General features: G+C 63.5%; 19 protein-coding genes. 13 read left to right on the forward strand and 6 right to left on the reverse strand.

Annotated elements, in window-relative coordinates; genetic code table 11:
- Positions 1 to 8: 8 nt before the first annotated feature.
- On the reverse strand, positions 9 to 3092 hold the full coding sequence (gene fdnG, locus AC522E_RS11170; protein WP_500750527.1) for a formate dehydrogenase-N subunit alpha: 3084 nt from the start codon (positions 3090 to 3092) through the stop codon (positions 9 to 11).
- 303 nt (positions 3093 to 3395) lie between these two features.
- Between fdnG and AC522E_RS11175 the strand changes: the two genes are divergently transcribed.
- Positions 3396 to 3635 (forward strand): BrnA antitoxin family protein, encoded by a 240-nt coding sequence (locus AC522E_RS11175; protein WP_500750528.1) that lies wholly within the window; start codon positions 3396 to 3398, stop codon positions 3633 to 3635.
- Positions 3636 to 3691: 56 nt separating this feature from the next.
- Here the strand turns inward: AC522E_RS11175 and AC522E_RS11180 are convergent, their stop codons facing one another.
- Both AC522E_RS11180 and AC522E_RS11185 read right to left on the reverse strand, forming a co-directional pair.
- Positions 3692 to 4060: a DUF488 domain-containing protein gene (locus AC522E_RS11180; RefSeq protein ID WP_500750529.1), complete on the reverse strand. Its 369-nt coding sequence runs from the start codon at positions 4058 to 4060 to the stop codon at positions 3692 to 3694.
- Between the two features lie 134 nt (positions 4061 to 4194).
- Complete coding sequence (locus tag AC522E_RS11185; protein WP_500750531.1) at positions 4195 to 5007, reverse strand: IclR family transcriptional regulator; 813 nt, start codon at positions 5005 to 5007, stop codon at positions 4195 to 4197.
- Positions 5008 to 5184: 177 nt separating this feature from the next.
- On the opposite strand from AC522E_RS11185, the gene AC522E_RS11190 reads away from it, so the two are divergent.
- The 8 genes from AC522E_RS11190 (at position 5185) to scpC (ending at position 13673) form a co-directional block, all read left to right on the forward strand.
- The gene (locus AC522E_RS11190; protein ID WP_500750532.1) at positions 5185 to 6249 is read left to right on the forward strand and encodes an ABC transporter ATP-binding protein; all 1065 of its coding nucleotides are present in this window, start codon (positions 5185 to 5187) and stop codon (positions 6247 to 6249) included.
- Between the two features lie 9 nt (positions 6250 to 6258).
- Positions 6259 to 7119 (forward strand): ABC transporter permease, encoded by an 861-nt coding sequence (locus tag AC522E_RS11195; RefSeq protein ID WP_500750533.1) that lies wholly within the window; start codon positions 6259 to 6261, stop codon positions 7117 to 7119.
- Positions 7120 to 7124: 5 nt separating this feature from the next.
- Positions 7125 to 7919 carry an ABC transporter permease gene (locus tag AC522E_RS11200; RefSeq protein ID WP_500750534.1) on the forward strand — a complete coding sequence of 265 codons (795 nt, stop codon included), beginning with the start codon at positions 7125 to 7127 and terminating at the stop codon, positions 7917 to 7919.
- Positions 7920 to 7929: 10 nt separating this feature from the next.
- Positions 7930 to 8220 (forward strand): (2Fe-2S)-binding protein, encoded by a 291-nt coding sequence (locus AC522E_RS11205; RefSeq protein WP_500750535.1) that lies wholly within the window; start codon positions 7930 to 7932, stop codon positions 8218 to 8220.
- The gene (locus AC522E_RS11210; protein WP_500750536.1) at positions 8217 to 9593 is read left to right on the forward strand and encodes an FAD/NAD(P)-dependent oxidoreductase; all 1377 of its coding nucleotides are present in this window, start codon (positions 8217 to 8219) and stop codon (positions 9591 to 9593) included. Before AC522E_RS11205 ends, AC522E_RS11210 begins: the two co-directional genes overlap by 4 nt.
- Positions 9590 to 10765 carry an NAD(P)/FAD-dependent oxidoreductase gene (locus AC522E_RS11215; RefSeq protein WP_500750537.1) on the forward strand — a complete coding sequence of 392 codons (1176 nt, stop codon included), beginning with the start codon at positions 9590 to 9592 and terminating at the stop codon, positions 10763 to 10765. The genes AC522E_RS11210 and AC522E_RS11215 overlap by 4 nt, the downstream gene beginning before the upstream one ends.
- The gene (locus AC522E_RS11220) at positions 10762 to 11814 is read left to right on the forward strand and encodes an ABC transporter substrate-binding protein (RefSeq protein WP_500750538.1); all 1053 of its coding nucleotides are present in this window, start codon (positions 10762 to 10764) and stop codon (positions 11812 to 11814) included. Before AC522E_RS11215 ends, AC522E_RS11220 begins: the two co-directional genes overlap by 4 nt.
- Before the next feature lie 347 nt (positions 11815 to 12161).
- Positions 12162 to 13673, forward strand: coding sequence for a succinyl-CoA:acetate CoA-transferase ScpC (scpC, locus tag AC522E_RS11225; protein WP_500750539.1), 1512 nt, complete (start codon positions 12162 to 12164; stop codon positions 13671 to 13673).
- 104 nt (positions 13674 to 13777) lie between these two features.
- Here the strand turns inward: scpC and AC522E_RS11230 are convergent, their stop codons facing one another.
- A complete protein-coding gene (locus AC522E_RS11230) occupies positions 13778 to 14926 on the reverse strand; it encodes an amidohydrolase (RefSeq protein ID WP_500746350.1) in 1149 nt (382 codons plus the stop codon).
- Between the two features lie 229 nt (positions 14927 to 15155).
- Between AC522E_RS11230 and AC522E_RS11235 the strand changes: the two genes are divergently transcribed.
- Positions 15156 to 15860 (forward strand): glutathione S-transferase N-terminal domain-containing protein, encoded by a 705-nt coding sequence (locus AC522E_RS11235; RefSeq protein WP_500746351.1) that lies wholly within the window; start codon positions 15156 to 15158, stop codon positions 15858 to 15860.
- 94 nt (positions 15861 to 15954) lie between these two features.
- Here the strand turns inward: AC522E_RS11235 and hutC are convergent, their stop codons facing one another.
- Positions 15955 to 16701 carry a histidine utilization transcriptional repressor HutC gene (gene hutC / locus AC522E_RS11240; RefSeq protein ID WP_500746352.1) on the reverse strand — a complete coding sequence of 249 codons (747 nt, stop codon included), beginning with the start codon at positions 16699 to 16701 and terminating at the stop codon, positions 15955 to 15957.
- Positions 16698 to 18071, reverse strand: a complete 1374-nt coding sequence (locus tag AC522E_RS11245) for a formimidoylglutamate deiminase (protein ID WP_500746353.1) — start codon at positions 18069 to 18071, stop codon at positions 16698 to 16700. Before AC522E_RS11245 ends, hutC begins: the two co-directional genes overlap by 4 nt.
- 128 nt (positions 18072 to 18199) lie before the next feature.
- Here AC522E_RS11245 and hutI point away from each other — a divergent pair, with 128 nt between their 5' ends.
- The 3 genes from hutI to hutG are packed head-to-tail and all read left to right on the forward strand — an operon-like array spanning position 18200 to position 21782.
- Positions 18200 to 19408 carry an imidazolonepropionase gene (gene hutI / locus AC522E_RS11250; RefSeq protein ID WP_500746354.1) on the forward strand — a complete coding sequence of 403 codons (1209 nt, stop codon included), beginning with the start codon at positions 18200 to 18202 and terminating at the stop codon, positions 19406 to 19408.
- An 11-nt stretch (positions 19409 to 19419) separates the two neighbouring features.
- Positions 19420 to 20949 carry a histidine ammonia-lyase gene (hutH, locus tag AC522E_RS11255; protein ID WP_500750654.1) on the forward strand — a complete coding sequence of 510 codons (1530 nt, stop codon included), beginning with the start codon at positions 19420 to 19422 and terminating at the stop codon, positions 20947 to 20949.
- Positions 20946 to 21782 carry an N-formylglutamate deformylase gene (gene hutG / locus AC522E_RS11260; RefSeq protein ID WP_500746355.1) on the forward strand — a complete coding sequence of 279 codons (837 nt, stop codon included), beginning with the start codon at positions 20946 to 20948 and terminating at the stop codon, positions 21780 to 21782. The genes hutH and hutG overlap by 4 nt, the downstream gene beginning before the upstream one ends.
- Positions 21783 to 21787 lie beyond the last annotated feature (5 nt).

Genomic DNA, 21787 nt, shown 5'->3' on the forward strand with positions numbered 1-21787 from the left:
AACCCTCCTCACACCGCCGCCGGAGCCGTCGTCGGCTCGATATTGACCAGGAACGCCTTGTATTCGGGTGTTTCGATATTGGCGTCGCCCACGAACGGGGTCAGGGAGTTCGGTCCCCAGCCCTTGTGCGCCTGACCGATGAAGCCCCAATGCAAGGGAATTCCGACCACATGCACCTGCTTGCCATCGCATACGAGCGGCTTGATGCGCTTCGTCACGACAGCCTTGGCTTTTACCTCGCCACGCTTGGACCACACCCGCACCCATGAGCCGGGCGCGATACCCTTCTCTGCCGCGAGCTGTTCCGAGATTTCCACGAAGAACTCCGGCTGAAGCACTGCGTTCACCCGGTTATGCTTCGTCCAGTAGTGGAAATGTTCGGTAAGCCGATAGGACGTCGCCGCGTAGGGAAACTCCTCGGACGTTGCGAACTGGGCCACATCGTCCTGGAAGATCCGCGCTACGGGATTGCCCCGGATCCTCGGCGCGATAACGTTGGCGATCGGTGCCTCGAAGGGCTCGTAATGGACCGGGAAGGGTCCGTCACGCATCAGACCGCGAGCGAAGAGGCGCGCGGTCCCCTCCTGGTTCATGATGAAGGGTCCGATCTCCCCGGGCTTCGCCGTTGGAGCGATATCGGGCACATCGTAGCCGGACCATTTCGTGCCTTCCCATGCGATCAGCTTGCGGGTCGGATCCCAGGGATTACCCTGGAGGTCCGCCGACGCACGGTTGTAGAGAATGCGCCGGTTCAACGGCCAGGCGAAGGTCCAGTTGAGATAGGCGCCCGTATCGTCGGGATCCGAGTTGTCCCGGCGCGCCATGTTGTTACCGGCCTCGTTGTAGCACCCGGAATAGATCCAGCAGCCACAGGCTGTGGTGCCATCGTCGCGAAGCACGGAGAAATTGACGACCTGCTTTCCTTTTTCCAGAACCACCTTCGTGGGGTCCGCGGGATCGGTAAGGGTGTCGACGGCGTAACCATTGATCTCCTTTGCCAGTTCCTCGGCCGTCGGCTCGTTCGGATCCTGGTAGTTCCAGGTGAGATTGAGGATCGGGTCCGGGAAGGGCCCGCCTTCCTTCTCGTACAGGGACTTCAGGCGGAGGAAGATCTGCGCCATGATCCAGGTATCGTGCTTGGCCTCGCCGGGAGGCGTGCCGCCCGCCCAATGCCATTGCAGCCAGCGTCCGGAGTTCGTGAGCGAGCCGTCGTCTTCGGCGAAGCAGGTCGACGGAAGCTGAAAGACCTCTGTCTGGATCGAAGCCGTATTCACGTCGTTGTACTCGCCGTGGTTCTCCCAGAACCGTGCTGTTTCCGTCTCAAGCGGGTCTATCGTCACGAGCCATTTCAGCTTCGACAACGCCTCGGTGATCTTCTTGCGGTTCGGGAATGCGAGAAGCGAGTTAAACCCCTGGCAGACATAGCCGTTCACCCGGCCCTGATGCATCATTTCGAAGATGCGCAGCACATCATAGGCCGGCACATCGAGCTTGGGCAGGTAATGATAGGCAAAGTCGTTCTGCGCTGTCGCCGCGTCGCCCCACATGGCCTTCTGGAAACTGACGAAGAACTTCTTGTAGTTCTGCCAGTAGCTCGTCTGGTTAGGGCGTAGCGGCTTGAAAGCACGGCTCGACATGTAGGTTGTGAAATCGACTTCCTTTTCCACCGGGATGTTGAGATAGCCCGGGAGAAGGTTGGACATCAGGCCTACATCGGTAAGCCCCTGGATATTCGAGTGCCCGCGCAGGGCATTCATTCCGCCTCCACGCACGCCGATGTTACCGAGGATGAGCTGCAGCATCGCCATGGTGCGGATGTTCTGCGACCCTTTGGAATGCTGCGTCCAGCCCAACGCATACATCGACGTCATGGTCTTTGTCGGCGTCGAACACTCGGAGATCATCTCCGCCACCTTCAGGAACTTGTCCTTGGGCGTACCGCAGATCCGCTCGACCAGCTCTGGCGTATAGGACGCCACATGGGCCTTGAGCATGTTCCAGACGCATCGCGGATTCTGCAGGCTCTCGTCGACAACCGCAAACCCGTCTGGCCCGATCTCGTATTCCCAGGTCGAGCGGTCGTAGTCGCGCTTGCTTTCGTCATATCCGGTGAACAGGCCATCCTTATAGGCAAAGCCGTCCTTCACCACATAGCTGGCGTTGGTAAAGGCCTTCACATAGGGCCACTGCACCTTGTCATTCTGAATGCAGTAATTGATCACTCCGAGCAGGAACGCGATATCCGTCCCCTGCCGGATGGGCGCATAGAAATCGGAAACGGATGCCGAGCGGGTGAAGCGCGGATCGACGACGATCAGCTTGGCACCGCGGTTGGCCTTTGCCTCCGTCACCCACTTGAAGCCGCAGGGATGGGCCTCAGCGGCATTGCCGCCCATGATGATGACGAGATCCGTATTCCGGATATCGGTCCAAGAGTTGGTCATCGCGCCACGACCGAAAGTTGGGCCCAGACTGGACACCGTGGGGCCGTGTCAAACGCGCGCCTGATTATCGAATGCGACGATTCCCGTGCTGCGGACGACCTTATAGGTCAGATAGGCGGTCTCGTTGGTCGTGGCCGAGGCCGCGAGGAAACCCACGGTCGTCCAGCGATTGACCGGCACCCCGGCGTTGTTCGCGGTGACGAAGTTCGCATCGCGATCGTCCTTCATCAGCCGCGCGATGCGATCCAGCGCCTGGTCCCAGGAGACCCGTTCGAACTTGTCTGCGCCGGGCTTGCGGACCATCGGATATTTCAGCCGGGTCTCGGCCTTCACGAAATCCTTGAGGGCCGCTCCCTTAGGGCACAGAGTCCCCCGGTTGGTCGGATGGTCGGCGTCGCCCTCGATATGAATGATGTCGGCCGTCTCGCCCTTTCGAAGGTCACCCTTCGAATACATGATGATGCCGCAGGCGACCGAGCAATAGGGGCAAGTATTGCGCGTTTCCATCGTGCTGGTGAGCTTGAAGGGCCGAATGGCCGCGGCCTGTGCCGCTTCAAGTTCTCCGAACCCGAAGGCTCCCAAGGTGGTCCCTGCAACACCCACGCCCGCAGCCTTGAGGAAGCCGCGCCGTGAGAGTTCCACGTTCATGGCAACCCTCCCTGCTTTTCACAATGCAGCAACTCTAAGTCTCAGAGATAGAGTAGTTTTGACGAATTCCAGTGTCAAACTGCAGCAGGCTCCAAGGGAACATTATCCTCTCGGGAGAATTTCGTTCTCCGCCCAGGGCACTTGCTTTGGACCTCCGTTCACGATGCGGATCCGCAAATGCGATCGGGTGCTGGAAAACGCCCTTCAAGGGGCTTGGAGCCGAGCCCAAATTCGAGGATGCTACACTGGAACCTGGCGTTCACCCGTGCTTGGGATGTCAGGCAAAACTCGCAGGGAAAGTTGATGACCCGTTCATCCGGAGGCTCACGCCGTCCGACAGATCCTTTCAAGACCGCCGAAGCCGCCTTCAAGAAGGCGACAACCAAGCCAATCGAGGGACCGCCGAAATCGCCCTCGGTCCCTGGCCTGAAGGAGAGCGTTACGTTGCGCATCGACCGCGATGTGCTGGACTACTTTCAGGAGGATGGGCCTGGCTGGCAGGACCGGATCAACGAGGCCCTCAGGAAGGCTGCCGGCAAGTGACCGCCCGCGCCAACATGGCGCTCCCATCGATCGGCGACGGTCGATGCTGGCAGCCGTCATGAAGCCAGAATGAGCTCCCGGAGCACAACCGCGTCATTGTGCGCCTCGTCGTGAGCCGAGTACACTAATGTGATGGGACCGCGCCTGGCGAGCGAGCGCAACTGACCGAGTAATTCCGGCCTGCCACGCACCTCCTCGGCGTAGCGCCTGCGGAACTCCTCCCAGCGGGAAGGGTCATGGCCGAACCATTTTCGCAGATCGGTGCTCGGTGCGATATCCTTCATCCACTCATCGAGAGCCGCAGCGTCCTTGGAGACGCCACGGGGCCACAAGCGATCGACCAGGATTCGTTTTCCATCCTGGCCCGACGGAGGTTCATAAGCTCGCTTCAGCCTGACGTTGTGCGCCGGAACATGTGTGCTCATGGCGAAGACCCCGTAGGTCGCGGAACGTATCCACCGCACACTCTACGTGGCAATCGACCGAGGAGGCAATCATTCGACCGTTTTCGCGCCCTGCATGACGTTTCAGGCCGGATGCCGCCCATCACGCCTATGGACTAACCCGGGCCCGCCCCTAGGCTTCGGGCCGGATAGCGCAGGGTCCGGTCGAACGGATTGAGGCGCTGGCTGAGCCCTTCGGCCTCCTTCTGAAGCAGTTTCACGACCACCGGCAGGCGATCTTCCTTCAGCCGCTCGGCCAACGTGCCGATACTCAGGGCAGCCACACCCCGGCCCTCCGCGTCGAGGATGGGGACACCGACTCCGGCCATGCCGGGGATGAGTCCGGTATTGATGCTGGCCCAGCCAGTCCTGCGGACGGCTTCGATCTGCATTCGCAGCCCGACCTCGTCGAGGAAGCCCCGGTCCAAAAGCCGGGGGACATTGAAACGGATGACGGCCTCGCGCTCGTCCTCCGGCAGGTAGGCGAGCATGGCGAGGCTCCCCTGCCCGAGCCCGAGAGGGACCTTGCCGCCGATGTCGCCCGTGAAGGACCGGATCGGAAACGGCCCCTCCACGCGGTCGAGACACACTGCATCGAAACCGTTGCGGACGAGCAGGAATACGGTATCGCCGAGAGTTGCGGAGAGCCGCAGCAACGCCGGCCTTGCCTGATTGCGAAGGCCGTCCGCATGACCCGCGCGCGCCGCCAGGACAAAGAAGTCGAGAGCGAGGCGATATCGCCGGCTGGAGCCCACCTGCTCGACGAAACCTTCGGCCATGAGAGCCTTCATGGCCCGATGCGCGCTCGGCTGGTTCAATCCGCTCGCTGCAGCGATGTCGGTGAGACGCATGCCCTGAGGGTCCCCGGCGCCGAGAAGCCTGAGAAGTCCAAGGGTTCGCCTGACGCCGGAGGCACTATCTTCCGCCATTTAAAATTTTCCACATGCAACTGCCATTTCTATTCCATTGAGAGAAAGAAAAGTCAAAATTATTTCATATTCTGAAATAGTTGCGTTGACTTGAGCCTCTGTCTTGATCGTGATGCACGCCCGGGACGGTGCTCATCCGGGCTGCGTCCCCTGGCTCGCAAAGCATCGGAGGATCGCGTGGGATTCCTGACACTCGAACGGGTTTCCAAGGAATTCGGAACGTTCACCGCCGTGGACGATGTCACCCTCGAGATCGAGAAGGGCGAATTCGTTTCGCTTCTCGGGCCATCCGGCTGTGGGAAGACGACGACCCTGCAGATCATCGCCGGACTCGTCGAGCCAACCCGGGGCCGGGTTTCCCTTGATGGACGCGACATCACGCGAGAGAAGCCCAACAGGCGCGGCCTCGGGGTTGTCTTCCAGAGCTACGCGCTCTTTCCTCATATGACCGTCGCCGAGAACGTCGCTTTCGGCCTCGAGATGCGCCGCGTCCCGCGCGCCGAACGGGCTCAACGGGTCCAGGAAGCGCTCTCTCTTGTGCAGCTCTCGGCGTTTGCCGACCGTTACCCCCGGCAGCTCTCCGGTGGCCAGAGGCAGCGCGTCGCCATTTCCCGGGCCCTGGTCATCGCCCCGCCCGTCCTCCTGCTCGACGAACCCCTGTCCAATCTCGATGCGAAGCTGCGCGAAGAGATGCAGTTCGAACTGCGCCGCATCCAGCGCAAGGTCGGGACGACGACGATCATGGTCACTCACGATCAGGCCGAAGCGCTTTCCATCAGTGACCGGGTGGTTGTCATGGAGGCGGGACGGATGACCCAGGTCGATGCCCCCTACCGCCTGTACAAGCGGCCCTCGAACGCCTTCATCTCCTCGTTCGTCGGCAAGACCAACCTTCTCGACGGCGTGTTCCGTCGCAACGGCGCGGCAACTGCCGTGGAGATCGATGGCTTCCGCCTCGAGGTCCCTGCGCAGGAATTCGCAGATGGCGCAGCTGTTACCCTGTCGATCCGCCCGGAGAAGATCCTGTTGCGTGAGGCCGGTGCGGGCCGGATGGACGGGCGCGTCGTCAACCGCTTCTTCCTCGGCAGCCAATGGCTCTTCAGCATCGAGACGCCGGTCGGAGCGATGATCGTCTCGTCGCCGAACCAAGGCGACGAGCCGCCGGCGGAAGGCGCCGTGGTCGGCCTCGACTGGGCACTCGCCAGTCTGCGCGTTATCGCGGGTGCCGCGAAGGCGGCCTGAGGAAACGAGATGACCCCGCGCCCCTCATTCTCCATTGCCCCATGGTTCCTCGCCGGTCCCGGAGCTCTGTTTTTCTTCGGGCTGGTGCTCCTGCCGCTGGCGCTGACCGTCATCCTGTCGTTTCACGCCTACGACTACAATACCGGCATCCAGAACACCTTCACGCTGTCCCACTACGCCACCGTCGTCACCGACGAGTACTACCTCAGCATCTTTTTGCGGACTTTGCGGATCGCAGCCCTGACCACGCTCATCTGCGCCGTCATCGGGGTTCCGGAAGCCTATATCCTCTCGCGCATGCGTGACCCGTGGCGGTCGGTCTTCCTTCTCGTCATCATCGGCCCATTGCTGGTCTCAGTCGTTGTCCGCGCCTTCGGGTGGAGCATGCTGCTCGGCTCGCAAGGCCTCGTGAACCAGGCGCTCACGCTCCTCGGCCTCGCGCCCGCCAAAATTCTCTATACCGAGACGGCGATCGTCATCGCCCTCGTCCATGTGATGCTGCCATTCATGGTCATCCCGGTCTGGACCGCGCTGCAGAAGCTCGATCCGATGGTCGAGGCCGCAGCCTGGACCCTCGGGGCCTCGCGCTTCACGGCACTGCGCCGGGTGGTGATGCCTCAGGTCACGCTCGGCATGCTCTCCGGCAGCCTCATCGTCTTCGGCCTCTCCGCCAGTGCCTTCGCCGTGCCGGCCCTCCTCGGCGGCCGCCGCCTCAAGATGGCGGCAACCCTGGTCTACGACGAGTACCTGCAGGAACTGAACTGGCCGCTCGGCGCGACCATCGCCATCATCGTGCTCCTCGCGAACCTGTGCATCATGCTCGCCTATAATCGCATGGTCGAGGCGCGGGCCCGCCGGACCCTCGGGTGATCGTCATGCAGAAGAACGGCCCCGTCGCTCTTGTCTTCCACGCTCTCGTGGTCGCCTTCGTCCTGGCGCCACTCGTCATCATCTGCCTCGTCGCATTCACGCCCGAGAATACATTGAGCCTGCCCACAAGCGGCCTGTCCCTGCGCTGGTTCAAGGCCGTCTTCGTGCATCCGGACTTCGTGACCTCTTTCTGGAACAGCCTGTGGCTGGCCACCCTCGCCGCAACGCTCTCCATCGTGCTCGCCGTGCCCGCAGGGCTCGCCATCAGCCGCTATACGTTCCCTGGACGCGACTTTCTCAACGCGCTCTTTCTGTCACCGCTGATCGTTCCGCATCTGGTGCTCGGCGTCGCCTTCCTGCGCCTTTTCGCGCTCATCGGCGCCACGGGAAGTTTCGCCTGGCTTGTCGCGACCCACATCGTCATCGTGACGCCCTATGTCCTGCGCCTGGTTCTTGCCGCCCTCTCGGGCCTCGACCGGAGCGCCGAACAGGCTGCGCGTACGCTCGGCGCAGGGGAATGGACCACGTTCCGCCGCATCACGGCGCCGATGATCCTGCCCGGCATTACGGGCGGCTGGCTGCTCGCCTTCATCAACAGTTTCGACGAACTGACCATGTCGATCTTCGTCACATCGCCTGCCACCGTCACGCTGCCGGTTCGCATGTACATGTACGCGACGGAGTCCATCGACCCGATGATGGCTGCCGTCTCGGCCCTTATGATCGCACTCACGGCGGCCGCAATGCTGGTGCTCGACCGCGCATTCGGCCTCGATCGCATTCTCGTCGGACAACGCTGAGAGACCTGATATGGCACTTCTCAAACGCCTCGCCCGCCGTGACCTTCCTCCCATCGCCTTCGTCCTGGACGGCACCCCCTGTGTCGGTCGCGCAGGCGACACCGTGATGACCGCGATCCTCACGCAGACGGACCGGCTTCGTCTCAGCGACTTTTCCGGGGGACCGCGCGCCGGCTTCTGCCAGATGGGAGCCTGTCAGGATTGCTGGGTTCTGACGGCGGAAGGCAAGCGCATCCGCGCCTGCGGCACGATGCTGGAACCGGGAATGAACCTTCGGACCGCCATGGAGCCGCAATCGTGAGCGACGCGCTTCGACCGCTGATCGTGGGTGCCGGACCAGCCGGCATCCGTGCCGCGGAGGTTATGGTCGGGGCGGGGCTCAGGCCCGCCATCGTCGACGAGGGCGCACTCGCCGGCGGGCAGATCTATCGCCAGCGACTCGTTCCCGACGAGCGCTCCCCGGCCGATCTCTACGGCTCCGAGGCGAGGAAGGCGGCGAGGCTTCACGATACCTTCGCACGCCTGAAGGATCGGGTCGATTATTTCCCGGAGACACTCGTGTGGAACGTCCGGGACAAGACGGCCGATCTTGCGGCGAACGGCCGGACGCGTCGCCTCGGATTCAGTCACCTCGTCCTCGCCACCGGGGCGACCGACCGCATCCTGCCCTTCCAGGGTTGGACCATGCCAGGCGTCTTCACGCTCGGCGGCGCGCAGATCGCCCTGAAGTCGCAGGGCTGCGCCATCGGCGAGCGGGTGGTCTTTCTTGGCTCCGGACCCTTGCTGTATCTCGTCGCCTGGCAATACGTGAAGGCAGGTGCCGAAGTCGCAGCGGTACTCGATACGGCACCATTTTCGGCGAAATTCCATCTCGCGAGAGGATTGCTGGCGCAACCCGGCGTGGTCCTGCGCGGCATGCGCTACGTCGCTGAACTCAAGGCACGGGGCATTCCCGTCCGCTTCGGTGTCGAGCCGGTCCGAGTTGACGGCGCCACCCGTGTCGCCGGCATCGCCTGGCGCGAACATGGGCGGGAACATCGCCTGGACTGCGATGCGGTGGGCTATGGCCTCGCTCTGCGCTCCGAAACACAGCTGGCGGATCTCGCCGGATGCCGTTTCGTCTTCGACAAGCGCGATCGGGCGTGGCGGCCGGAACGCGACGCCGCGGGACGCACGAGCGTACCGGGCATCTATATCGCCGGCGACGGCGCTGGAATCGCGGGAGCGGATGCCGCCGAGCTGGCCGGGGAGAGGGCTGGCCTTGCGCTTCTCGAGGACTCCGGCCTTGCAGTCGACCGCTCGCGGGTGATCACCCTGGAACGCAGGCTTGCCGGGATCCTGCGATTCCGCGACGTTCTCGAGGCGGCCTTTCCGTACCCCGAGGCCTGGGCGAGAAGCATCGGCAACGATGTCCTGCTGTGCCGGTGCGAGGAAATTTCCATTGGTCAGGTCCGGGCGGCAGCCGCCGCGCAGGGAATTACGGAACTCAATCGTCTGAAGGCCCTGACACGGGTCGGCATGGGGCGGTGCCAGGGACGGATATGCGCAAGCGCCGCCGCGGAAATCCTGGCAAACACGAGCGGCCAGAGCCTCGAGGCCGTCGGCCGCCTGCGCTCGCAGCCGCCGATCAAGCCACTGCCGCTCGAGACTGTCGTCGAAGGAGAGGCGGCATGAGCTCCGTCCTCGTGAAGGATGTGGCTATCATCGGCGGCGGCCTCGTCGGCAGTTCCGCCGCGCTCGCCCTCAGGCGTATGGGCTTTTCGGTCGTTCTTCTCGACAAGGGCTTCTGCGGTGCGCAGGCAAGCGGCGTAAATTACGGCGGTGTTCGGCGCCAAGGTCGTCCACCGGAGCAGATCGCCCTCTCCCAGAGAGCCCATACCATCTGGCCGCGCCTCAAGGACATCATCGGCATCGATGGTGAATTCGTTCGGTCCGGCCATCTCAAGCTCGCCCGGACCGAAGCCGAGATGGCGTCTCTCGAAACCTATGCTGCACGTGTGGCGGACCTCGGACTCGATCTCGAGCTCATGGGACACAATCAGCTCCGGGAACGCTTTCCCTGGATTGCGGGCGACATCGCCGGGGCGTCGCTCTGCCCGGGTGACGGCCACGCCAACCCTCGCCTCGTCTCCGCCGCGTTCGCCCGCGCGGCCGAGCGGGCCGGTGCGCAGGTCCTCGAGCAGACTCCCGTCTCCCATGTCGAGAAGGTGCCGGAGGGATTTCGTCTGGCAACGGCAATCGGAGCTGAAATCCGGGCTCGCTTCGTCATCAACAGCGCCGGGGCCTGGGCCGGAGCCTTTGCGGAATCTTTCGGGGAGCCTGTGCCCCTCAGCAGAATCTATCCGAGCATGATCGTCACGGAGCCGCTCACTGCCTTCATGAGCGTGAATATCGGCGCCGAGGGCGGCGGCATCTATGCGCGCCAGGTAGAACGCGGCAATTGCATCGTCGGCGGCATGCGAGGCCTTCCGAACGCAGATCCCGACTTCTCCCGGCCTACCGATTCCGGCGCCGTCACCATCATGAACCGTGCAGCGGCACTGTTTCCGGCGTTGCGCCACGCCTACGCCATCCGCTTCTGGAGCGGCACGGAGGGTGAAATGGCAGATCGCAACCCGGTCATCGGCTTCAGCCGCACGACGCCAAACCTCATTCACGCCTTCGGCTTTTCGGGGGCTGGATTTCAAATCGCGCCAGGAGTGGGCGAAGTCCTGGCCGAACTCGTCCGCGACGGCGAAAGCACGACGCCCATTCAAGCCTTCGCCATCGATCGATTTGCCCGCACTGACCAGGGCTCGGGTGCGGGTCTCGTTACTGAGCCAACAAAGAGGGAGAGATCCATATGATCAAGACCAGACTTCTGCGCGCCACGGCCTTCGCCGCGCTTTCCATCGCCGCTGCCGGCACGGCTCATGCCCAGACGAAGACGCTCTATGTCGGCATGAATGGCGGCAACTTCGAGAAAACCTTTACGGAGCACGTCTTCCCGGAATTCGAGAAGGCCAACAATGTGAAGGTCGTCGTCGTTCCGGGCACGTCCTCGGACATCCTGGCGAAGGCCACGGCGGCCAAGAGCAATCCCCAGATGCACGTGATGTTTCTGGACGACGGCGTGATGGTTCGCGCGATCGGCGCCGGTCTCTGTGAAAAGATGAAGGAAACGCCCGTCCTGGCTGATCTCGCTCCGGGAGCACGGCTGAAGAACGACATGGCCGTCGGCGTCGATCTCGGCATGACCGGGCTTGCCTACAACAAGAAGATGTTCGACGAGAAGGGCTGGGCGGCCCCGACCTCCTGGATGGATCTCGCGGATCCGAAGTTCAAGGACAAGGTTGTTTTCCAGTCGGCATCGGCGTCCTCCTTCGGCCTTCACGCGTTCCTTATGTTCAACCGCATTCAGGGCGGCTCCGAGCAGAACGTCGAGCCCGGCTTCTCCAAGTTCAAGACGACGATCGGCCCGAACGTCCTCGAATTCATTCCGAGTTCCGCAAAAATCTCCGAGATGGTGCAGACCGGGGAAGCAGCGATTTTCCCGCTGACGCCGACGGCCGTGGCGGCCCTTCAGGAAAAGAAAATTCCGGTTGAATATGCACAACCGAAGGAAGGATCCGTTGTGCTGATGGTGGCGGAATGCGTCATCGCGAACAACAGCGAACCCGACCTGGCCCAGAAGCTCGCCGCCTACCTTCTCTCACCGGAAGCGCAGAGCAAGGCGCTCCAATACGGCAATGTCGTTCCCTCGAACGTGAAGGCCAAGGCGACGACGCCGGAAGCGGAAGCCAAGCTTGAGAAGTTCCATTCCTACATGAAGACCGCCGTGACGCTGGATTGGGATGCGATCAACGAAAAGCGGCCCGAGTGGAACAACCGCTGGAACAAGATGATCGAACGCTGATTGGCGTTTTTCGCGGAAACAGGACGGGCGCTGCGGCGCCCGTCTTCGTTTCCATCCTGCGTGATTGTATTGCTGCGCCTCTGGATGCCCCGGAGCCGGATTTGATTCGATGCGGACCGGGATATCGATACAGAATATCGAGTCGTGAACCCCGTTCGCCTCCTCGCCGTTTCCAGCGGGTTCGCGGCAGCGTGAATTTGTCGAAATGGCCTGGATCCCGATCTCGGATGCGACAGGACGCCGGGATCCGAAGAGCTTGACCCGTCCAGTCCGGTCGGCTTTAGCTCGGCAATGACGGCATTCTCCGGCCATTGCCGGGGTTCCCTCGACAAGGAGGAGCAGCGACGGTGGCTGACGGTACCCGAATTCTCGATCCGACGATGCGTGGCAGGATCATGCCGACGGACGATGCGGCGGCTCTCATTCCATCGGGCGCCAATATCGGAATGAGCGGGTTCACGGGCGCCGGCTATCCCAAGGAAGTTCCGCTCGCTCTCGCACGACGTATCGTAGCCGCCCACGAGAACGGCGACGCGTTCAAGGTCGGAGTCTGGACGGGCGCCTCGACGGCACCGGAACTCGACGGCGCACTTGCCAGGGTCGACGGCATCGAAATGCGCCTTCCCTACCAATCGGACCCGACCTGCCGCGAACGCATCAATGCTGGCCGCATGGATTATATCGACATCCATTTGTCGCATGTCGCACAATTCGTCTGGTCCGGATTCTTCGGCCATCTGGACGTCGCCGTCGTCGAAGTCGCAGCTGTTCTCGAAGGCGGACGCCTTTTGCCATCCTCGTCGGTCGGCAACAACAAGACATGGCTCGATCAAGCCGACAAGGTCATTCTCGAAGTAAACCGGCGGCAGAGCCTCGACCTGGAGGGCATGCACGATGTCTATTATGGAACGAGGCTGCCTCCGCACCGGCAGCCGATTCCACTGACCCACCCGAGCGATCGCATCGGAAGCCCTTATCTTCTCTGCGATCCGGCGAAGATCGTTGCCATCGTCGAGACCGACGAACCGGACCGGAACACGCGCTTTTCGGCGCCGGACCAGGCATCCGAGCTGATCGCTGGCCATGTTATCGAGTTCCTGCAGCACGAAGTGAAGAAAGGACGCCTGCCGCCCTCTCTTCTGCCGCTTCAATCGGGTGTCGGAAATGTCGCCAATGCCGTCTTCGCGGGGCTCAAGGACAGCCCCTTCGAGGGCCTGACCGCCTACACGGAGGTCCTGCAGGACGGCATGCTCGATCTGATCGCTGCCGGGAAGCTGACATTCGCATCTGCGACGGCCCTGTCCCTGAGCCATGAAGCCAACGCCAGCTTCAATGGGAACATCGATGATTTCCGACGAAAGATCGTTCTGCGGCCACAGGAAATCAGCAATCACCCGGAAATCATCCGCAGGCTTGGGGTGATAGCCATGAACGGCATGATCGAGGCCGATATCTACGGCAACGTCAACTCGACCCATGTCATGGGTTCGAGCATCATGAACGGTATCGGCGGTTCAGGCGATTTCGCGAGAAATGCCTTCATCTCGTTCTTCATGACCCCCTCGCAGGCCAAGGGCGGAACCATTTCGTGCATCGTTCCGATGGTTTCGCACGTCGATCACACCGAACATGATGTGCAGGTCATCGTGACCGAACAGGGGCTCGCCGATCTTCGTGGCCTGTCGCCCCGTCACCGCGCGCCCCTCATCATCGAGAAATGCGCCCACCCGCATTATCGCCCGGCGCTGCAGGACTACTACGAGCGCGCATTGCGCAACGCTCCGGGACAGCACACACCGCACCTTCTCGACGAGGCACTCAGCTGGCACAGCCGCTATCTGCGCCAGGGGGCGATGTAGCGCCCGAAAGCACCGGTCGCCGCAGGATGACTTGGAGAGACAACGACGGCCCGAGCGCTTCGTTAGGTCTCTGCCGGAACGCGGCCGTCCTTGCGTGTCCGCCGCTATCCCAGCACGTTGCGGAGTGTGCGCATGAACACTCTGGCGCCGATGGGAATGAGATCGTCGGGAAAGTCGTAGTCGGGATTGTGCAGGCTCGGATGGTTCTCCCCAGCGCCGAGAAAGAACATCGCTGCCGGAGCATTGTCTCCGAAGCGCCCGAAATCCTCCGATGGCCGCATCGGGAGGTCACCCCGGTCAAAGGGAATGCCTTCGGGCTCCAACGCGCGGCGAAGATGGGCAACGGCCGCGGGCGCGTTCTCGCAATGCCGGAAGATATCCTGATAGCTGATCTCGATGCCCAGGCCGCTTTCCCGTGCAAGGCGCGATGCCAGGTCCTCGGCGCGCCTGCGCAGATCGTCCATGGCTCTGTCGGTGAGCGTCCGCAGGGTCGCCCAGATCTCCGCATGCCCCGGCGCGACGCCGAAGGTGGGCTCACCCACCGTCGCATGCGTGACCGTCACCATTTTGAATGTCTCGTCCAGCGGACCATTGCCGCCCAGCGCCGTCAACGCAGGCATGAGCCCTGCAACCGCGTTCACCGGGGAGATCCCGAACTCGGGCATGGAAGCATGGGCCGTCTTGCCGGTCAGGACGATGCGCATGCCTCGGGATGCGCAACTGACCGGGCCCTCGGCGAGCGCGACCTGGCCCAGGGGCATGCCAGGGAGGTTGTGCAACGCGAAGGCAAGGTCCGGCGCGACTTCATGAAATCTCGGGTCGGCGACCACGGCGGCAGCCCCTGACCCATCCTCCTCGGCCGGCTGGAACATCAGAATCGCGCGTCCCCGCTGCGGACGCTGGCGTCCCAGGCCCCTTGCCAGGGCCGCGAGGATCGCCATGTGCCCGTCATGTCCGCACAGATGTGCCTTGCCGGGCGTGGCTGAGCGATGCGGAGAGTTCGATATCTCCTCGATGGGAAGGGCGTCGAGCTCAGCGCGAACCATCACCGTCGGCCCCGGGTCCTTCCCGTTGAAAACGGCAGCGACGCCGTGCCCACCGAGACCGGTAACGATCCGGTCTGCACCCGCCAATTCCAGGAGTGAATGCACCTCGCGGGCGGTCTGCGCCTCATCTCCCGACAGATCCGGCATGCGGTGGAGCTTGCGCCGCCATTCGGTCAGCTCGACCACGTCTTGATTCGTCAGGAACATGAATGCCTTCCCCCGAAACCTGAGGCCACCGGGCCAGAAATGGCCTCGATCCGGCTCCGCACGAGCCGTTCACGGTCAAAGGTTATGGCTCGGGAGGGATGCCCGATCAACCTGCCTCGTCGCATGCCTGCCGGCAGCAGCATCCCACGACGATCTGCATTGCAATTTCGTCTCTTGACGCACGCCCCTCCATCGGTCCCGATGGCGCCGCGAACCATCGGAGTTTCGGATGCCTGATCTTTCAGCTTTTCCCATCACTGCGCGCTGGCCGGCCCAGCACCCGGACCGCCTGCAGCTCTATTCCCTCCCGACGCCGAATGGCGTGAAGGTCTCGATCGCGCTCGAGGAACTGGGGATCCCCTACGAACCGCATCTCATCGACATCGGCAAGAACGAGACCTGGACGCCGGAATTCCTGTCGCTCAACCCCAACGGAAAGATCCCCGCGATCATCGACCCCGACGGGCCTGGCGGCAAGCCGTTCGGCCTGTTCGAGTCCGGCGCGATCCTGCTCTATCTCGCCGAGAAGACCGGGAAGCTCCTACCTGCGGATCCCGCGGGCCGCTACGAGACGATCCAATGGGTCTTCTTCCAGATGGCATCCGTCGGACCGATGTTCGGTCAGCTCGGCTACTTCCACAAGTTCGCGGGCCGGGAGATCGAGGACAAGCGGCCGCTGGAGCGTTACCGGACCGAATCGAAACGTCTGCTCGGCGTCCTGGAGAAGCGCCTCGAGGGTCGGACGTGGATCATGGGCGAGCAATACACCATCGCCGACATCTCGATGCTCGGCTGGGTCAGAAATCTCGTCGGGTTTTACGGCGCGGGCGACCTGGTGGAGTTCGACACGCTCAAACAGGTTCCGGCCTGGCTCGAGCGTGGTCTGGCCCGCCCGGCGGTCCAACGCGGCCTCGACAGTCCGAAGAGGGGATGAACCGAAGCGGGCAGAAGGCGGCGGGGACCAGCCCCCGCCTCCATTCGAGGGGCACGGCATTGCCGTTCGCGCAGGATGGCGCAGCGCACCACCCTCAGGAAGCTGCGGGCGAGAACCGGCCGACGAGGTGATGCCTGTCGCCCGGATAGGTGATGCGTGCCTCGGTGACGAATGCACCCGCCTGCCATGTGCGACGTTCCAGAACGAGGCACGCCGCGCCGGACTGGCTATGCAGGCGCTTGGCAAGAACACTGTCGGCATTGACGGCGCGGACGATGTGCTCCGCATCGGTCCAGGGAACGCGCCGAAGAAGCCATGTCCCCGGCGGATCGCTGGCAAATGGCTCGTCCGCGGCCTCGGGAACCGTCGCAAGATGTATCAGTCGCTGCTCGTAAGCGCTCGGTACCTCATCCATCAAGTGCAGCGTCGTGAGGCTCAGCATGGGTGTCCCGACGGGCAGGCCGATGCGCTGCGCGGCGCCAGCATCGATCGGCTCGACCGCTCGGCGTAGAACCTTGAAACGGTAGACCGTCCCGGCGCGTGCCGCTTCGAGGGCGAAATCCTGGATCTCCAGGACGGCGCGCTCGGTACTCGGCTCCGCGACGACGGAGCCCGCGCGCCGCCGTCGGGTGATGAGACCGTTGGCAGCGAGAGTCGAGAGCACCTTGTTCACGGTCATGCGCGAACAGCCGTACGCCGCCATCAGCTCATGTTCGAAGGGCACGCGATGGCCGGGAGGCCATTCGCCGGACATGATGCGCGCCTCGATGTCATCGCGGATACGCTGATAAAGGTGTTTCGCCCCGGATGGACCAGGCGTCGCGCCCACAGCCGTGCTCATGCCCGAATCCTCTTCATGGCGCGGGAATACCGCGCGCGGATGGCATCGCGGTGCCGATGCCGCCCCTTGTCGACAACCGTTGTCCCGCCGACGATCACCGCATCGATGGCGGCACTCCCGGCCGCGAACACATACGCATCGATCCAGCGGTCACCCGACAGACCGGCAAAGTCCGGATGCGCGCCATCGAGCACGACCAGGTCCGCCCGGTTCCCGACTGCGATGGCTCCGATGTGGCGGCCGAGAGCGCGTGCGCCGCCAGCCGTGGCACGGTCGTAGAGGCTTCGCCCCGTCGACTGTCCCTCACGCTCGGCCAGCAGATTCCGGCCACGATTGAGCAGGCGCTGACTGTATTCAAGTTGTCTGAGTTCGCCGGACGCGGTGATCTCGATATTCGAATCCGAACCGACACCGAAGGAGCCTCCGGCCGAAAGGAAATCGACACCGCCAAATATCCCGTCGCCCAGATTGGCTTCGGTGATGGGACATAAACCAGCAACCGCGCCGGAGGCGGCGATTCCCTTCGTCTCGCCCGGGTCGAGATGTGTGGCGTGAACCAGGCACCAGGCCTCATCGACGGGCGCATGATCGAGCAGCCAGGCGACGGGTCTCTGGCCCGACCAGGCGACGCAATCCTCGACCTCCTTTGTCTGTTCCGCGATGTGGATGTGAACAGGGCCGCCCCGCGCCATCGCCAGGACAGCATCGAGACTTTCCGGCGTTACGGCGCGCAGGCTATGAGGGGCAATTCCAACCACCGCATTGTCCAGATGTGACACGGCCTTGCGGCTTCGATCGAGCAGCCGCGCGTATGTCTCGACATCGCACACGAAACGCCTTTGTCCTTCGTTAGGCTGGGCGCCGCCAAAGCCGCCCTGGGCATAGAAGACGGGCAGGAGCGTGAGTCCCATGCCTGTCTCGCCCGCGGCCGCGACGATACGGCCGGCGAGTTCGGCGACGTCCGCATAAGGGCGCCCGTCCCGGTCATGGTGCAGGTAATGGAACTCGGCGAGGGACGTAAATCCGCCTTCGAGCATCTCCATCATGGCATAGGCCGCCACGGCCTCGACATCATCAGGGGTGAGATGCGCGAGGAAACGATACATGACCTGCCGCCACGTCCAGAAGGAATCGCCGCTTGGGCCGCGTGTTTCCGCGAGCCCCGCCATGCCGCGCTGGAAAGTGTGGCTGTGCAAATTGGGAAGTCCGGGCAGCGCGATACCGGCGATCTGCTCATATCCATCCGGTGAGGACTCCGGAATGACGGCACGGATCGTCCCCCGTGCGATATCCACGGCGACATTCCGTGCCCAGCCGCTGGGCAAAAGGGCCTGTTCGAGAAAGAGCCTGCGCGTCACCGATGCCGCCATGTTCCCATGCCTCCCCTTGACCCGGATCGCTCCCTGCAAATTCATCGGGACCGCGGGAATAAGTCTAGACAATAAATTTCTTTCGAGCTTATGTATAGACATTAACCAAAGGTGAGCGGAGCAGAACCATGCGCTTCGACCGGATATGGCACCACGCGCGCCTGGCGACTTTGTCCGACGGCCGAGAAGGCCTCGGAATCGTCGAGCATGGCTCCATCGCTGCAAAGGATGGGCGCATTGCGTTCGTCGGACCGACGGAAGATCTGCCGAGCGGCTGGGACGCCGAGGAGAGAATCGACTGCGAAGGCCGCTGGATCACGCCCGGTCTTATCGACTGCCATACCCATCTCGTCTTCGGCGGCGACCGGGCCCATGAGTTCGAACTGCGTCTCAAGGGGGCAAGCTACGAGGAAATCGCCCGCGCGGGCGGCGGCATCCTCTCGACGGTGAAAGCGACCCGCGCCGCGACCGAAGACGCCCTCGTCCAGAGCGCCCTGCCCCGGCTCGACCACCTCATCGCCGAGGGATGCACGACGGTGGAAATCAAGTCGGGCTACGGCCTCGACCTTGAAACCGAGACGCGCATGCTCCACGCGGCCCGCCATCTCGGTGAAGCACGCCCGGTCGCTGTGACCACAACCTTTCTCGGCGCGCATGCGCTCCCGCCGGAAGCCGGTGGCGACAAGGACGCGTATATCGACCTCGTTTGCAACTCCATGCTGCCGTCCCTTGCCGGCAAGGGACTTGTCGATGCCGTCGATGCCTTCTGCGAGGGGATTGCCTTTTCGCCAGAGCAGACGGCCCGGGTGTTTCGGGCCGCAAAGGGCTTGGGGCTGAACGTCAAGCTCCATGCCGACCAGCTCTCCAACCTTCATGGTGCGAAGCTCGCCGCCGAATTCGGCGCGCTGTCGGCCGATCATCTCGAACACACGGACGACGACGGCGCGGCTGCCATGGCGAAGGCAGGCACCGTTGCTGTCCTGCTGCCCGGAGCGTTCTACATGCTCCGTGAAACGAAGGTTCCGCCGGTCGAGACGTTCCGGCGGCATGGGACGCACATGGCCCTGGCGACCGACTGCAACCCCGGCACGTCGCCGCTCACCTCGCTCCTTCTCACCATGAACATGGGCGCGACCCTTTTCCGCCTGACCGTGGAGGAGTGCCTTGCCGGCACCACCCGCGAAGCCGCGCGCGCACTCGGACGCCCCGGCGAGATCGGTACGCTCGACGCCGGCAAATGGTGCGATCTCGCGATCTGGAACATCGAGCGCCCGGCCGAGCTGGTTTACCGTATCGGCTTCAATCCACTACATGCCCGCGTCTGGAGGGGACATTGACCGGAACCGTCATGCTCAAGCCCGGTGCCGTCACGCTCGCTGAGTGGCGAGACGTCTATCGCGGCGCTGCCGTTGCGCTGGATACACGGTGCCGCCCGAAGGTCGAGGCTGCCGCGCGCGCCATCGAGGCCATCGTCGCGAAGGGCGATCCGGTCTACGGCATCAATACCGGCTTCGGCAAGCTCGCCAGCGTCCGTATCGGATCCGCCGATCTGGCGACGCTCCAGCGCAACATCGTGCTTTCCCATGCGGCCGGCGTAGGCGAGGCTCTGCCCGCGCCGGTGGTCCGGCTCGTCATGGCCCTGAAACTCGCGAGCCTCGCGCAGGGAGCGTCGGGTGTAAGCTGGTCCACGATCGAGCATCTTAAGGCCTGTCTCGATGCGGGTCTCGTTCCGGTCATTCCCGGGCAGGGTTCTGTTGGCGCGTCTGGCGATCTGGCCCCCCTCGCCCACATGACAGCGGCCCTGATGGGCTTCGGCGAATTCTTCGTGAAAGGCGGACGAATCCGCGCTGCTGACGCATTGCAGGACGCGAAGATCGCACCACTGTCGCTGGGGCCGAAGGAAGGCCTCGCCCTTCTCAATGGAACGCAGGTCTCCACGGCCCTGGCCCTGGCCGGACTCTTTGAGGGCGAGCGGGTCTTCCAGGCCGCCCTGGTGACCGGCGCGCTTTCCACGGATGCGGCGAAAGGCTCCGATGGTCCCTTCGATCCGCGCATCCAGGAATTGCGGCGCCATCGCGGCCAGGCGGAAGTGGCCACGGCCCTGCGAGCCCTGATGAGAAACAGTGCCATTCGCGCCTCCCATCTCACCAACGACGATCGCGTGCAGGACCCCTATTGCCTGCGTTGCCAGCCGCAGGTGATGGGCGCTGTGCTCGACCTGCTGCGGCAGGCCGGCGAGACGCTCGGAACGGAAGCGAATGGCGTGTCCGACAACCCCCTCGTTTTTGCGGAGACCGGAGACGTCATCTCGGGCGGCAACTTTCATGCGGAGCCAGTGGCTTTCGCCGCCGATATGATCGCGATGGCGCTCTGCGAGATCGGATCTCTTGCCGAGCGCCGCATCGCCATGCTGGTCGACCCTGCCCTTTCCGGCCTTCCGGCCTTTCTCACGCCGAAGCCCGGGCTCAATTCGGGTTTCATGATCCCCCAGGTGACGGCGGCCGCGCTCGTTTCCGAGAACAAGCAGCGCGCCTATCCCGCAAGCGTCGATTCCATTCCGACCTCGGCCAATCAGGAAGACCATGTCTCCATGGCGACCCATGGCGCGCGGCGGCTCGTGCCCATGGCGCAGAACGCCGCGAATGTGATCGGCATCGAATTGCTTGCCGCCGTGCAGGGTTGCGACTTCCATGCGCCGATGCGGTCAAGCGAGCCACTGGAACGCGCCCGCTCGCTCCTGCGTGCCAGGGTGCCTCATCTCGGCGACGACCGGCATCTGGCGCCGGAGATGGAACAGGCGACGGCGCTCGTCGCCTCCGGAGCGCTCGCCGATGCGGCCGGCGACTCCCTGCTGCCCTCGATCACGAGGCTGTCATGACGCCGGAATCACCCTTGCCATGGCTGACTGTGACCCAGGGCGAAGCGCCTCTGATCGTGAGCATTCCACATACGGGGACGGAGATCCCGTCGGAATACGAGGCTGGCCTGGTTTCGACGTGGCTGTCCCGCAAGGACGCGGATTGGTGGATCGATCGGCTCTACGACTTCGCCGCCGGGCTCGGGGCGACGGTGGTCCGCACGGCGACGTCCCGGACTGTGATCGATGTGAACCGCGATCCCAGCGGCGTTTCGCTTTATCCGGGACAGGCCACCACCGAGCTCTGCCCGACGACCACCTTCGACGGCGAACCGCTTTACCGCGCCGGAATGGAGCCGTCCGACCACGCGATTGCGGAAAGACGAGAAAGATTCTTCGACCCCTATCATGCGACCCTGCGGGAGGAGGTGCGGCGACTGCGCGCCCGGCACGCAGCCATCGTCGTCTATGACTGCCACTCCATCCGGTCCGTGATCCCGCGTCTTTTCGAGGGCACCCTGCCGCATTTCAACATCGGTACGAACGGCGGCGCGAGCTGCGCTCCCGCGCTGACCCGCGCGGTCGAAGGCCCCTGTGCGGAGAGCGGCCTCACCCATGTGGTGAACGGGCGTTTCAAAGGCGGTTACATCACCCGCAGTCTCGGCAGGCCGGATGCCGGCGTCCACGCGATCCAGATGGAGCTGGCCTGCCGCGGATACATGAAGGAGCCGCTCGGACCCGTGACGGAGAACCTGTGGCCCAGCCCTTATGACGAGAGCGAAGCAGCACCGATGCGTGCCGTTCTCGCGCGGATTCTGGATGCTTGCCTGACTTTCGCTCGCAACAACGCCTGATCGAG

This window comes from Microvirga sp. BF8, from assembly GCF_059888585.1.